The sequence below is a fragment of the Vannielia litorea genome (assembly GCF_900142295.1).
Lineage (GTDB): Bacteria > Pseudomonadota > Alphaproteobacteria > Rhodobacterales > Rhodobacteraceae > Vannielia > Vannielia litorea.
Map to the genome: position 1 here is coordinate 506705 of NZ_FSRL01000001.1, position 13259 is coordinate 519963.

The 13259-nt window shown below is 65.7% G+C and carries 12 protein-coding genes; 2 read left to right on the plus strand and 10 right to left on the minus strand.

The window, feature by feature from the left end; genetic code table 11:
• Window position 1: 1 nt before the first annotated feature.
• The 10 genes from BUR94_RS02565 to BUR94_RS02610 form a co-directional block, all read right to left on the minus strand.
• Window positions 2-1249: a CpaE/TadZ family protein gene (locus tag BUR94_RS02565; protein ID WP_074254699.1), complete on the minus strand. Its 1248-nt coding sequence runs from the start codon at window positions 1247-1249 to the stop codon at window positions 2-4.
• Window positions 1250-1640: 391 nt separating this feature from the next.
• Entirely contained in the window at window positions 1641-2288 is a 648-nt protein-coding gene (locus BUR94_RS02570) for an OmpA family protein (protein WP_074254700.1), read from the minus strand.
• A 5-nt stretch (window positions 2289-2293) separates the two neighbouring features.
• The gene (locus BUR94_RS02575) at window positions 2294-3745 is read right to left on the minus strand and encodes a type II and III secretion system protein family protein (protein WP_074254701.1); all 1452 of its coding nucleotides are present in this window, start codon (window positions 3743-3745) and stop codon (window positions 2294-2296) included.
• Between the two features lie 196 nt (window positions 3746-3941).
• Entirely contained in the window at window positions 3942-4886 is a 945-nt protein-coding gene (locus tag BUR94_RS02580) for a Csu type fimbrial protein (protein WP_074254702.1), read from the minus strand.
• Window positions 4883-7378, minus strand: coding sequence for a fimbria/pilus outer membrane usher protein (locus BUR94_RS02585; RefSeq protein ID WP_074254703.1), 2496 nt, complete (start codon window positions 7376-7378; stop codon window positions 4883-4885). The genes BUR94_RS02580 and BUR94_RS02585 overlap by 4 nt, the downstream gene beginning before the upstream one ends.
• 132 nt (window positions 7379-7510) lie before the next feature.
• Entirely contained in the window at window positions 7511-7966 is a 456-nt protein-coding gene (locus BUR94_RS02590) for a fimbrial biogenesis chaperone (protein WP_074254704.1), read from the minus strand.
• 72 nt (window positions 7967-8038) lie between these two features.
• The gene (locus BUR94_RS02595) at window positions 8039-8530 is read right to left on the minus strand and encodes a Csu type fimbrial protein (RefSeq protein WP_074254705.1); all 492 of its coding nucleotides are present in this window, start codon (window positions 8528-8530) and stop codon (window positions 8039-8041) included.
• A 325-nt stretch (window positions 8531-8855) separates the two neighbouring features.
• On the minus strand, window positions 8856-9689 hold the full coding sequence (gene cpaB / locus BUR94_RS02600; RefSeq protein WP_074254706.1) for a Flp pilus assembly protein CpaB: 834 nt from the start codon (window positions 9687-9689) through the stop codon (window positions 8856-8858).
• Between the two features lie 228 nt (window positions 9690-9917).
• Window positions 9918-10103 carry a Flp family type IVb pilin gene (locus BUR94_RS02605; RefSeq protein ID WP_074254707.1) on the minus strand — a complete coding sequence of 62 codons (186 nt, stop codon included), beginning with the start codon at window positions 10101-10103 and terminating at the stop codon, window positions 9918-9920.
• A gap of 215 nt (window positions 10104-10318) precedes the next feature.
• The gene (locus BUR94_RS02610) at window positions 10319-10522 is read right to left on the minus strand and encodes a Flp family type IVb pilin (RefSeq protein WP_074254708.1); all 204 of its coding nucleotides are present in this window, start codon (window positions 10520-10522) and stop codon (window positions 10319-10321) included.
• A 370-nt stretch (window positions 10523-10892) separates the two neighbouring features.
• Here BUR94_RS02610 and BUR94_RS02615 point away from each other — a divergent pair, with 370 nt between their 5' ends.
• Together BUR94_RS02615 and BUR94_RS02620 are read left to right on the plus strand one after the other, a co-directional pair.
• Entirely contained in the window at window positions 10893-11774 is an 882-nt protein-coding gene (locus BUR94_RS02615; protein WP_245794343.1) for a lytic transglycosylase domain-containing protein, read from the plus strand.
• 5 nt (window positions 11775-11779) lie between these two features.
• Complete coding sequence (locus BUR94_RS02620; protein ID WP_245794345.1) at window positions 11780-13216, plus strand: UbiA family prenyltransferase; 1437 nt, start codon at window positions 11780-11782, stop codon at window positions 13214-13216.
• Window positions 13217-13259: the final 43 nt, after the last annotated feature.

The window sequence follows — 13259 nt, forward strand, 5'->3', positions numbered from 1 at the left end:
GTCAGGCGGCTTCTTCCGCGGATTTCACAAGCTCGAGCAGCGACTGGGCCAGTTTCTGGATGTCGCGGCGGAGCGGGTTTTTCGGGGCGAACTCGGCCAGCGGCTGGCCGTGGTCGGCGCTGTCGCTCACCTGCTTGGCGCCGTTGGCCAGCATCAGCTCGATGTCGATGTCGAGCCCTTCGGCCATCCGCTTGACGCGGGCCTTGCCGGAGAGGTCGGTGAACTTGGGCGAGCGGTTGAGCGCGAAACGCAGCTTCTCGTAGGGCAGGTCCTCGGACTTGAGCGCCCGGATCATCCGCATCACGTTTTGCGCCGAGCGCATGTCGAGCTCGATGGGCGCGAAGTAGACCTGGGCGGCATCCAGCACCGTCTCGGTCCAGGCGCAGACGGTCGTGGGCATGTCGATCACGACGAAGTCGAAGTTGGCCCGTGCGACCTCCAGCACGGCGGAGATGTCATCCGGCGTCGCGATGTCGAGCGGGAGCATCTCGGCGGGGGCGGTGAGCACGTGGATCTTGTCGTTGTAGGATTGCAGCGCCGCCATGAAGGCGGAGCTGTCCATCGACGCGGTATCGCTCAGGATCTCGTAGACCGCTTCCTTGCGGTCGAGGTCGAGAAAGGTGGCGGTCGAGCCGAACTGGAAGTCGAGGTCGATCAGGCAGACGCGCGGATTGTCCTTCTTCTCCTGGGTGGCGAGCTCGTAGGCGAGGTTCACCGCGAAGGTGGTGGCCCCGGTGCCGCCGGCCATGCCGTGCACGGCCAGCACGACGCCGTCACGGTCGCCGGTGGCGGTGAGCGTGGGCGTGGCGGCCTGGGGCGCAAGCTGCACCGGTGCGGGTGCGGGCTTGTTCAGCCGCTCGATCGCATCGTGCAGGGCGTTCTCGGGAAGCGGGTAGGGAACGAAGTCATCGGCGCCGTTGTGCAACAGCTGGTGCAGGACAATGGGGCTGACATCCTCGGCAATCAGGATGACCTTTACGCCCTTGTCGCGGGCCTTGGTGATGAGCGCGGTGATCTCGGGAAGGTTGGCCTCGTCCTGGCTGTCGAGCGCGACAGCGAAGAACTTGAGCTCCTCGGCCTCGTCCTGGTCGAGGAAGGCGGAGGCGTCGGCAAAACCAAGGTCACCCCAGCTCTCTCCAAGCTCGGTTTCCATGTCTTCGATCAGAAGATCGAAATTCTGCACGTCGCGCGACACGGTGCAGGCAGTGATCGGCGCCGGTTCTGGCTGCAATACTGCGGTCATCGTCATTGCCTCACGTCCTTTTTCTACGGTCACACCCGGAAACCGCTGAAGGGAGGAGCATGTTTTGCCTGGCAACCGCCCCCTCTGGCCCGGGTGCCTGCGCGAGTCGTTATACGCGCACTGCTCCCAATGAAGAGTTGATGCCCCCCAAAATGGGCAAGATTGCGGCTGAAAAGCCGAAATTGTTGGGTATCTGCGGTGGGATTAACCCCCTGAAGGGGCGTTGTTTCTCAGCTGCGGGGCAATCGTTCGATTTCTCCACAGATTTTGTTGCCCGGCTCGAAACGATAGCCCCGAACGAAGAACGCGCGCCGGGGTGCGGCGCGCGTTCGGGTCTGGCTTGCGGGGGCCCCTGCCGTGAGAGAGGCAGGGCAGGGGAGAACCCCTTGGCCCGGGGTCAGCGTTCTTCGTCGCTGCCCTGTTCGTCGATGATGACCAGCTCGTGGGGCTCGGTCGCCGAGGTGATCGTCTCGGTGTAGGAGAACAGCGCGTACTTGCCGTCCTGGAACTGCTGGCGCTTGCCCAGGAAGCCCGACACCTCGGTGACCGTGCGGCGGTTGCGGCGCTCGCGGGTCTCGGTGTGGATGAGCGGCTGGGTCTCGCCGAAGCTGACCACCGCCTCGAGCCGGGAGCGGGAGATCCCGCGCGACACGAGGTAGTTGACCGCGGCCCGTGCCCGGCGCAGGCCGAGGGCCTTGTTGTAGCCCTGCGAGCCCACCAGGTCGGTGTGGCCGAAGACGCGGAACCGCACCGTCGGATACTGGGCGATCCACGAGGCCTGCTTGTCGAGGGCGGCCCGGGCCGAAGCATCGAGCGCCGCCGAGTTGAAGGCGAAGTTGATCGTGGTCGGGGCCTCGGCGGCGAACTTCCGGCTCAGTTCCACGGCGGCGTTGAGCTGGCCGGTGTGGACGAGGTGGTTGTTCATCGTCGCATTGCCGAAGCCGCCGATGTCGAGGTCGCTGCCCACCACACGGTCGGCGGAGTCGCTGCACCCGGCCACCGCGAGCGCGGTGGAGAGGATGCCAAGGGTGAGTGCCTTTTTCATGGTCTTCACTCCATCACGTAGCCGTAGGAACCGGAAAAGTCCTGCCGGGCCACCTCGCCTGCGCCGCCCTTGGTGGAGGTGCGGGTGGAGGAGCCGTTGGCGGGCATTGCGTCGTTGCCGCCGAGGAAGAACTCACGCTCGGTGGGCGGGCGCACACGGTCGGTGGGAAGCGCGAGGGCTTCACCGGCTGTGGGCGTCACCAGGTGGGCCGAGACGATGATCACGAGCTCGGACTGGTTGCGCTGGTAGTCCGACGAGCGGAACAGGGTGCCCAGGATCGGGATGTCACCGAGCCATGGCACCTTGGAGATGCCGTCGGTGAAGTCGTCCTGCAGCAGCCCCGCGATGGCAAAGCTCTCGCCGTCGCGCAGCTCCACGGTGGTCGAGGTCGACCGGGTGCGGAAGCCGTTCACGGTGAAGCCCGCATCGGTGAAGCCAATGGTGGTATCGACACCCGACACTTCGGCGGTGAGCCTCAGGTTGATGTTCTTGCCGATCACGCGGGGCGTGAAGTTCAGCAGGATGCCGAAGGGCTTGAAGTCCACCGTCACCGAACCGTTGTCGTTGGCCACCGGCACCGGGTACTCGCCACCGGCGAGGAATTCGGCGTTCTGGCCGGAGAGCGCGGTCAGGTTGGGCTCCGCCAGCGTGCGGATGAAGCCGCGGGTCTCGAGCGCCTCGAGCAGGATCGCCAGCTCGACGTTGGAGCCGCCGAAGCCGAAGGAGATGGCGCCGGTCGACTGCCCCGAGCGGGTGACGCTGGTGTTGGGGTCGCCGTCGAACAGGTTCGACAGGTTGTTGCCCTCGAGATAGGTGCCGGATCCACCGGCCGCGCCGAAGTTGCCCTCACCGCCGGAGACACCCGCGATGCCCACGGACGCGGAAAGCGACTTGGACACGGAGCGGTTCATCTCGGCGAAGCGGACCTTCAGCATCACCTGCTGCGAGCCGCCCACGGTCATCAGGTTCGACACCCGCTGCGGCGCATAGCGCTGGGCGAGGTCGAGCGCCCGGTCAAGCGATGCGGCCGAGCTGACGATACCCGAAAGGATCAGGCCGTCGTTGGCGGGGCGCACCTCGATCTGCTCGCCCGGAAGCACCTCGCGGAGGCGCTCCTTGAGCTCGGAGATATCCGGCGTGACCTGCACTTCGACGTTGGTGATGAGCGAGCCATCGGGCGCCAGAAGGGTTAGCGTCGTCCGCCCCGGCGCCTTGCCGAGCACGTAGATCGTGCGCTCGGAGAGCGTGGAGATGTCGGCGATGCCGGGGTTTGCAATGGAGAGTTCCGCGAAGGCCTCGTCGCTCTCGACGACGACGGCCCGGTTCATCGGAACTTTCAGGCTGGAGGAGGCCGATCCGGACATGACCCGGAGGGATTGGGCGGCCGCCCCCTTTATATTGGGAATGATTGCAGCAAGGCCGATCAGGCCCGCCGCCATAAGCGCTTTAAGTTTCATGTGACCCTGCCTCTATAGTCACTACGATGGAATGGGGCCTTGAGGCCCACTTGTGGTGCCCACATCCTGCGGGCAGTCATGTTTTTTTGCAAGAATCAACGCGTTGTGGCGATTCTTTTATGTAGTTTCACAGCAACACGGGGCTAGTTGTAGCGGACGCACGCCTGGGTTGCCCCTAGGGGTAGCGCCCTGCCGCTCAGTAATTCACCGTCACCACCACGCTGTCGGTGTAGGTGCCGAACTCGGCCGACTGTCCGGCGTGAATCCGGCCGTAGATGGTGTAGCCCTGGTTCAGGCCGGCGCCGGTGGCGTCGAGGTCGGTCGTGGGGGTCGCGCCCCAGACGGCGCTGCGGGCGGCATCGCGGTAGAGCCCGTATTCAAGCACATTGGCCCCGTTCTTCATGCGTCGGCGCGCCGGATCGGTGCCGCCGCCTGTCCCCTGGCCGAGGGTCACGGTGTAAGGCGTGGCATCGGAGCAGCGCACGTTCAGCGAGGCGGTCTGGTCGACGGGTGCGGTCAACTGGGTGGGGATCACCCCGAAGTTCATGCTGCTCACGTCGATCTCGCAGCTCGCCTCGAGCTGGGCCGACACGGTGAACGGGGCGGGGGTGCTGGTTTGGCCGAGAAGCCCGCAGGCCAGCACGCCGTAGGTGAGCTTCACCTGTGTCGGGCCGCTGAAGTTGCTGGCGTAGCTGCCGGTGGGCACGCTGGGCGCGTTCTCGACGATGCGGCCGTAGATCGGGATGTCCACGGTTCCGCCGAGACCGACCAGCATGGTGATGGACCGGAACACCTCGGTGGTCGGCCCGGTCACGGCGGAGGAACCGCCGAGGCGCAGGTCGTAGGCAAGTGCGCGGCCCGAGCCGTTGCGCATGTAGCGCGGCGAGTTGCCGGCCCCCGCGCCGCCCGAGCCGGGGCCGATCTGCACGCAGACGCCGACGACATCGGCGACCAGCAGCAACGGATTGCTGCAGGTGACGCGGATGTTGCCCTGGGTCGTGTTGTTGGCGCCGGCGCGCAGCGTGACGGTGCCGAAGTTCACATCGGTGACCGTGGCGGTGCAGTTGGCCGCCTGGGCGGTCATCGGTGCGACGGCCAGGGCGGCCATCGCCGCGAGGGTGCGGAGGGTGCGGGGGATCATTGGCATGTGAACGGTCCGATCTGCGGTTGCAGCTCGCCGGTGGGCGTGAAGGCGAAGCTGGCCCTGCAGCTGCCTCCGCCCGCGAGCTCGACCTTGAGCGTGTTCTGGCTCTTCAGCCCGTCGACGTAGGTGAGCCCGTCGTAGCCCACAGGGAAGCCCGCGCCCTTGCCGCCGAGCTTGGCCTCGGAGCCGGGGGGCAGGGGCGCGCCGGAGGCGGAGACCAGCGTGACGAGCGCGGAAGCGTCGGCCTCGCCGCTGGCGCCTTCGAGTTTGAAATCCACCAGCACACCGCCGCGCCGGCTGGGCACCACATCGGCCCCGGTGGCCCCGAGCACGACACTGTCATCGAGCTTTTTGGGGTCGACCGACACATGGCTGAGGCGGAAGGAGCTGAGGCCGGGCACCAGCGCCACGCCGCCCATGCCGGTGCGGGTGACCTCGCGGTGATGCAGCTGCACCGGAAGGTCGGGCACGCCGGTGCGCACGACGGCGAAGCTGTCGGAGATGGTGTTGCCGAGCGCAGGCTGCCCGCCCGCTATGACCACGGCCCCTTCGGCCGCGCCGCGCAGGTAGCTCTGGCCATCGGAGTACAGCAGTTCGCCCGAGACCTTGCCGTAGCGCCCGAGATACTCGACCGATCCGCCACCGTAGTAACGCCCGTCCTGGCGCTCCAGTCGGGCGGTGTAGCCGTAATCGCCCACGCCGTCAGAGATGGCGCGGCTGGCATAGAGGCTCTCGATCCGCTCGCCGCTGGAGGAGGTGGAGACCTGCGCGCGCCCGGTGGTGCGTTTGCCCAACGGCATGGAAAGCGCCATGGAAAAGCGGCTCTCCTCGCTCTCGAAGTTGTGGCTGCCGTAGACCGAGAAGTTGGCGCCGCCCTTGTCGAGGCTGTGCGAATAGGCGACCGAGGCGATCAGGTCGCGGCTCGAGGCGCGCTCGGAGCGCACCAGCGAAAGGCCGAGGTTGCGGTAGTCGTCGGAGATCGGAATCCCCACCGAGATCACGTCGGTGATCGTGGGAAACTCGAGCAGGGAGCCTGCATCGGAGATCGCGTCGGCCCCGAGATACTCGAGGCCGGTGACATAGGCGAGGTCGGCAAAGCCTGCCTCGGCGCGCAGGCTCGAGACCTGAAGATCGACCTTGCCGATCTGGGTGCTGAGCGTGCCGTAGGCAAAGCCCGCCGAGGTGCCGAGATAGTCGCTCTGGCCGACCGCGAAGGAGAGCTCGCCGATCCGGGTGGCTGCATGAATACCGAAACCCGCCAGCAGCAGGTCATCACTGCCTTCGACATGGGCCTCCAGGGTCATACGGCGGGTCAGGCCATAGGCGAGGGTCGCCGAATAGAGATCCGTCCCGCCATACTGGCCGCTCTCGGAGCCGTAGGCCTCGCGGGCACGGCCGGTTTCGAGCGAAAAGTCGAAGCGGCCCTTTTTCAGAAGGTTCGGCGAGGTGAAGAAGGAGACCTCGCGGGTGACCTCGCGCCCGGTCGCGTCGCGCACCACGACGACAGCATCGCCGCCTCCGGAGGCGATCGGCACATCCTCGAGCCGGAAAGGACCGGGCTGGACCTGGCCGGTGTAGGCGCGGTTGTTCTCGATGTAGACGTCGACGGAGGAGGGCACGGCGGCGGCCCCCTCGAAGGAAAACAGCTGCTCGGTCACGAGGTCGGAGCGCAGCGAGAAGTCGCGGCGGAGCTGGACCCCGCCCATCCGGATCGGGCGCGACCAGGCGGTGGCCGAGGTGGTCACGTCGCCCAGGGTGAGGGTGACGGCGCGATTGAGATTGTGCAGGTCTAGCCGGGTCTCCTGCCGGATGAACCCGCCCGCCTGGGGGTTGTTGGGGTAGTGGCGGTAGAAGCCGGTGGAGGAGAGGGTGCCGAAAGGGGTGAAGACCCAGCCGTCGACCGCGCCGGTGAAGCTGGTGAAACTGTAGTTGCCGCTGCCGTCCGGTCCGGCCTGGGCATCGAGCGCGTAGTTCAGCACGGCGCCGTAGCTCTGCTCGGGCTTGGTGAACTCGGGGCGTTGGGCCGCCGATTGCACCTTGGGCAGAAGCGCCGAGAAGGGCGCGGTGATGGCGATGCTCTGGGAAATCGGGTCGTAGTCGTAGTCGACCCCCTCGATCTCGTCGAGATAGACGCGGCCGAGGTTGGTGGCTGGCGCCCGGATGCCCAGCTCGCGCAGCTCGGAACGGGTGGCCGAGATCCGGCCCGTGCCGCCCTGCTGGACAAACTCGGCAACAAGGAAGGTGTCCTGCCCGTTCAGCGCCACTTCGAGGGCGAGCGGCGTGTCGGCGGCGGGGGCGTTCACCCGTCCTGCGACCGAGGCGGTGATCTCGAGCCCGTCGCTCACCTGGGTGCGGTCGACGGTGTCGGCACGGGTGGGCGTTTCGGGCGCGCCGACGACGAGGCCGCCACCGGCGGGCGCCGCCGGGGCCGGGTTGCCCACGACGAGGCCGCCCGTGGCCTGCTGCGCCAGCACGGGGACCGCGGCCATCAGAGCCGTGGCGGCCAGCGCCGCGAAGGCGCGCTTATAAGATTGTGAAACCGTTCTTGTCACGGGTGCCCCCACCTTCGACCACGTTCATGATGACACCGGCACACGCGGGAGGCGTGCGCCGGAGGTCGTTCACGACGAGAAGCAAAGTGGCACGGAGTGGCGGACCTGGAGTTTCACCGCCTGGTCGGCCTGCTCGATGCCGGGGAGGCGGTCGATCAGGACGCGGTAGCACTCGCGGCCCCGCACCTTCCGGCCCTTGGTCCGGACGATCCGTGCGGTCAGCTCTTGCCGGGGCTTCAGCTTGACCACGGGTGGCGAGATCACGACGTCGCGGGTAGATTTGACCCGGTTCGGATCGGTGCCTTCGCGCCAGGCCATGACCCGGAGCTGGACGATGGAGGTGCCGCGCCCGTCGGCCTTGACGGTGACGGTGGTCTGGTTGACGCCGGGGGCCTCGAGTTTGGTTGGAGAAACCGAAAGCGACTGGGCGATTGCGCCGGTTCCGCCGGCGACGGTCAGGCCGGCCACCCCGAGAAGGGCGGCCAGCGTGGCCTTCTTGACTGCGGTGATAATGCTGCTCTGCATCGTTTTTATCCTTTTATCCTCGTTTATCGAGGCCTGCCTGTTTTGAGACCTCTTAGCACATTTCGGTCAGGCTCAATAGGTTAGAGTGACCAGCACCGTATCGGAGTAGATACCGGCGGAGTAATTGCCCGCAGCAATGGTGCCGTAGACCGGGATGTTCTGCGGGGTGATTGCGGTCAGGTCGCCCTCCCAGATGTTCTCGTCGATACCGACCTCGTCTGTGTGCGTGGAATCCGAGAAGATCGAGTAGGGGATCGTTGCGGAGCCGGAGTCCGACATGTTGCGCGAACCACCCGATGACGCGGCACCGGCCCCGAGCTTGACCGACACATCGGTCTTGGCGGAGCTGCACACCACGTTGATCAGGCCGGGGATCGTCTGGCCTGCATCGGTGTTGGTGTCGATGCTGCCGAAGCCGAGCGCCGTCACGGCGGTGACGGTGCAGCTGTCGAGCACGATGGCGTTGACGGAGAGGTTGGTGGTTTTCTCGGCGGCTTGTGCGGCCCCCATGCTCATGCCCATGCCGACAGTGGCAGCACAGGCAAACTTAGCAAACTTGGTCATGGCGTTCCCTTCCAGACAGACGGGGGAGCAAATCACGCGTGCCGGACCATCCAACAGCCACTCCACCGAATATGTGTCAATTTCGCCCTGAAATTTTGGCTTTTATTTGGTCAACCTCGGTCGGTGTGGCGGTCAAGATTGGGTATTACTGTGTGACGAATGCATGCTTTTTGCGCCAATACACGTTTCGTGCGATTGCCTTGAATCACCCTTCAACCTGGCGTTGCCTATCTCATCTTTGGATTGAATGGAGCATCGGGAAGCGAAAAAGCCCGGCGCCTCGCGGGAGCGCCGGGCCTTTTGGCAAGTGATTTGGCGGAACGGGTCAGTTGGTGCAGGGGATCGGCTGCTCGATCACCTCGGCTCCCTTGCGGACCTTGGTGGTGCAGACGCGCTCCACCTCGACCTGGCGCACTTCCTTGTCCTTGATCCCGAGCAGGCGCTTCTGGTCGACCTCGACCTCGGCGGCCACGGTCTCGTCTTCCGCGCCAACGAGCGAGAGCGACAGGCGCCCGGTGCTCTGGGCCTGGGCCAGCGATGCCACCTGATCGGGCGAGATCGCCACGGTGACGGTGCGCGCAATCGACGGGCTGGAATGGCCCTGGTCGTAGGTCTGGTCCACCGCGATGAGCTTGATGCCCGCCTCGATGAGCTTGGTCACCTCGCGGCCTTCGATGCCGCCGGTCCAGTACACGTCGACCCGGTCACCGGGACGCAGGAAGCCCGACACGCCCGAGGTGGCGTCGACCTTGATGGCGAAGGCGCGCATGCCCTTGTCCAGGCGCGAGGTGATGCCTGCATCCTCGCCGGGTTCCGTCACCTTGGATTTCAGCACCGGCTCGAACTTGGACATCGCGGTGATGATGGTGCGCGGGTCCTTCCCGGCGGGAAAGAGATCTTCCATCTTCAGGTAGTGGCCTGCGGGCAGGCTGTCTTGCTGCCAGCGGATGGCAATGACGTCCTCGGGCATGAGGCGCTCGCCGTAGGCCTTGTTCTTGGACACCACGATCACGTCGACCGTGGGCTTTGCCTGTTGCTGCGCCGCGATCAGCGCATTGCGCTCGGCGGTCGTGCGGGCGAGATAGCCCTGCACCATGTAGGCGGCAAAACCCGCCAGGGCGACGCCGATCGCCAGAACCAGTGCGAAAACGATACGCATGGTATTTCCTTTCTCACTTGCCACGGGTCGGGGGAAGAGGCGGAAGGGCCCCACGCGCCGCCCGAGAGTCAAACTTGCTCGTGATGCGTTTATTCCCGGTGAATCTGGCAAAACCGGGGCGGGGCGACGGCGCCGAGAAGAAATGTTCGCAAAAACGAAACGCCGGCCAGGGGCCGGCGCGATTGTCTGCTCTCGCCCCGCGTCTTGCGGAGTTGGGCCGGTGCAGGGTCAGTACTGCTGGACTTCCATGCTGCCCAGCACGTTGCCGATGCTGCCGGACGTCTGGGTCGCGCCCTGGGCGATCATCGCGATGACCGCGATCCCGAGGCCCACGATGGCGGCTGTGAGAACGACCCAGTCGACCGTCACGGCGCCGGAGTCGTCGCGGGAGAAGCGGGAGAGAAATTTAATCATCGGTTTGTTCCTCATTGTGCCGTCCCACCTGTTGCCGGCGCTTGATGTCCTTGGTTTCGATCGTTGCGCTCAAATGCGGCGAATTGATGTTGCCCAAGGGGTATCTCCGGGACGTTCCGGACCGCAGCCGGGCCAACACTTGCGAGCAGCTGAAACGAGAAGGCCGCGCCTCCCTGGGAGAGGCGCGGCCCTGGCAACATAGGCGTGTGAGCCTATTAGTCGGTGGAAGTCGGAACGCCCACGGAGACCGAAGCCACCTCGTTCGAGATGTTCTGGGCCAGGGTGTTCACACCGCCGGAGACGGAGGCGAGAACGGCGATGCCGAGGCCCACGATGGCGGCGGTCAGCACGACCCAGTCAACGGTCACGGCACCGTCTTCGTCGTTGCGGAAGTTCTTCACGAGAGTGAACAGTTTCATAGTATATCCCTCCAAGGATTTCGCTCGTTTCCAGTGTCAACCAGGGCGGATCTTCTCGGGCCGGCCTCTGAAATGGCCCGATCCCCGTCTCGGTATGGATGCTAATTAGCCCTCGGATTGGGGCATGAATTGGGCGTGCGTCGTACAATTTTGAAGCGCTTCAAAAAAAGCGTTGGGTGTCGAGTAACGCGCGGAAAAATAACGAAAATATAGTTAACGAGAGGTTGGCTTGGCTGGCGATTGCGTGCGCAGTGCGGCAAAATCACCGCGACCCGCCGCGATTGTTTCATGCCTTCTGGCCATGTGGCGCTGTTTTTGCGAGGCTCGGGCAAAACGATAACAACGTTATTGAGCAGGAAAGGCGCGAAACATGCGTCAGATGATGTTTGCAGGCCTCGCTGCGGCCGGTGTTTGCCTGTCCGGCCCTTCCTGGGCCGAGACCTCGGGGGCCTACCCCGACTTCACCTTCAAGCGTGTGAAGGCGGGCAAGGGGCTGCCCGGCAAGAGGATCACCGTGCAGATCGACCCCAAGGCCCAGGCCGAATACATCGCCGCGCGTCCGAATGCGCCGCAAAAGGGCGAGGGCGCGGAGCCCGCGGTGGCCACGGCAGGCGAGGGAGAGGTGATCACGGCCAGTGTCGACCCTGTGGCCCTGCCCGACGCGCCGACCTATGGCTGGTTCTGGACGGCGATCTCGCCCGATCTCAGCGCCAAGGCGCCCGGACGGCTCGACGCCGCGGTGCAGATGCTCAGCAACGGCCCCGAGGGTCAGACGGTAAAGGCGCCCCGGCTCTCGCACATGAAGAAGATCTCCGACAAATATGGTGCCGAGATCCTGAAGGCGACCATCGGGACCGATGTGTCGCCGGCGCTGGTGCTGGCGGTGATCGGGATCGAGAGCTCCGGCAACGTGACCGCCGTCAGCTCTGCCGGGGCCCAGGGGCTGATGCAGCTGATGCCCGACACGGCGGCCCGCTTTGGCGTGACCGATTCCAACGATCCGGTGCAGAACATCAAGGGCGGCGTGGCCTATCTCGACTTCCTGATGAAGGAGTTCGACCGCGACCCGATGCTGGTGCTGGCCGGATACAATGCGGGCGAGGGCGCCGTTAAGAAGAATTCAGGGGTTCCGCCCTATGCCGAGACGCGCGACTATGTGCCCAAGGTGCTTGCGGCCTGGACGGTGGCGCGGGGGCTGTGCCTGACCCCGCCGCAGCTTGTCACCGACGGATGCGTCTTCGCAGGAGGCTGAGAGGCGTGGCTGACGCGAAACCGCTGGTGCTCGATGTCGACGGCACCTTCCTGAAGACCGACCTGCTGCTCGAGAACTTCTGGGCCGGGCTGGGGCGCGACCCTGTGGCGACGCTGGCCGTGAGCTTTCGGCATCTGCGCCACCCCGAGAAACTGAAGGCCGAACTGGCGCGAATTGCCCCGCTGCGCACCGACCTGATGCCGGTGAACCCCGATATCAGGGCGCTCGCGGTAAAGTCGAAGGCGGCAGGGCGCGAGGTGGTGCTTGCCTCCGCCTCGACCGAGCCGCTGGTGAAGCAGGTGGCCGCCGATCACGGGCTGTCGGACCGGGTGTTTGCCTCGACCACGGAGATCAATCTCAAGGGCAAGGCCAAGGCCGGCGTGCTGGTGGAGGCCTATGGCGAGCAGGGCTTCGACTATGCCGGCAATGCGCCGGTGGATGCCAAGGTCTGGGACCACGCCGAAAACGTGATCATGGTGGGCGAGCAGCCTTCGGTCGCCGCCCGCCTCGCCGCGAAGGGCCGCAACGTGGTGACCTATGGCGGCGGCTGGCGCTTTGCCGACCTCATGAAGGCGCTGCGCCCGCACCAGTGGGTGAAGAACGTGCTGCTGCTGCTGCCTCTGGTGGCGGCGCATCAGTTCAGCTGGGCGGCGCTGCTGCCGGTTCTCGTCGGCATCCTTGCATTCTCCTTTGCGGCCTCGTCGATCTACATCGTCAACGACCTGCTCGATCTCGAGGCCGACCGGCTGCACAAGAGCAAGTGCAGGCGGCCCTTCGCCGCCGGCACGGTGCCGATCGGGGTGGGGATGATCATAGGGGTGGCGCTGGGGCTCTCGGCTCTGATCCTTGCCGCCGCGCTCAACTGGGCGTTCTTCGGGATCGTGGTGCTCTACATCGTCACCTCGCTGGCCTATTCGCTGAAGCTGAAGCGGATGCGCTGGGTCGATATCGTCGTGCTGGCCTCGCTCTACACCATCCGGGTGGTCGCGGGGGCCGCAGCGGGAGAGGTGGCGATCACCAGTGCTTTGCTGGTCTTCGTCTTTCCGGTCTTCATCACGCTGGGCTGCGTGAAGCGGATCACCGAACTGGCCAAGGCGGAGGATGACGAGCGGCTGCCCGGGCGCGGCTACGGGCGGCCCGACCGGCACGACCTGCTGAACGTGGCCGGGATCGGCGTGTTCGGGGCGCTGCTGATCTTTTTCATCTATACGCTGAGCCCGCAGGCAAAGGCGCTCTACCCGGATCGCTGGCTGCTTTGGGCGGCCATGCCGTTCCTCGCCCATTGGCTGATCCGGATGGTGCGGCTCGGCTGGCAGGGAAAGATGGATTACGACCCCATCGTCTTTGCGGCCCGCGACCGGGTGGGGCTGGGCGTGATGCTCTTCACCCTGTCGCTGATGTTCTGGGCGGCGAAGCTCTGGCAGCAATGGTTCGGCGCGTAGCGCGCGGCGGACCGCCCGAGCGGCTGGCCTCCTGCGACGGAGG

Excerpts from the sequence above, each read along its gene's own strand:
- cpaB (WP_074254706.1), bottom strand. The coding sequence starts at position 9,689 with ATGCGTATCGTTTTCGCACTGGTTCTGGCGATCGGCGTCGCCCTGGCG.
- BUR94_RS02610 (WP_074254708.1), bottom strand. The coding sequence starts at position 10,522 with ATGAAACTGTTCACTCTCGTGAAGAACTTCCGCAACGACGAAGACGGT.
- BUR94_RS02580 (WP_074254702.1), bottom strand. The coding sequence starts at position 4,886 with ATGATCCCCCGCACCCTCCGCACCCTCGCGGCGATGGCCGCCCTGGCC.
- BUR94_RS02585 (WP_074254703.1), bottom strand. The coding sequence starts at position 7,378 with ATGGCCGCGGTCCCCGTGCTGGCGCAGCAGGCCACGGGCGGCCTCGTC.
- BUR94_RS02565 (WP_074254699.1), bottom strand. The coding sequence starts at position 1,249 with ATGACGATGACCGCAGTATTGCAGCCAGAACCGGCGCCGATCACTGCC.
- BUR94_RS02615 (WP_245794343.1), top strand. The coding sequence starts at position 10,893 with ATGCGTCAGATGATGTTTGCAGGCCTCGCTGCGGCCGGTGTTTGCCTG.
- BUR94_RS02595 (WP_074254705.1), bottom strand. The coding sequence starts at position 8,530 with ATGACCAAGTTTGCTAAGTTTGCCTGTGCTGCCACTGTCGGCATGGGC.
- BUR94_RS02575 (WP_074254701.1), bottom strand. The coding sequence starts at position 3,745 with ATGAAACTTAAAGCGCTTATGGCGGCGGGCCTGATCGGCCTTGCTGCA.
- BUR94_RS02570 (WP_074254700.1), bottom strand. The coding sequence starts at position 2,288 with ATGAAAAAGGCACTCACCCTTGGCATCCTCTCCACCGCGCTCGCGGTG.
- BUR94_RS02605 (WP_074254707.1), bottom strand. The coding sequence starts at position 10,103 with ATGATTAAATTTCTCTCCCGCTTCTCCCGCGACGACTCCGGCGCCGTG.
- BUR94_RS02590 (WP_074254704.1), bottom strand. The coding sequence starts at position 7,966 with ATGCAGAGCAGCATTATCACCGCAGTCAAGAAGGCCACGCTGGCCGCC.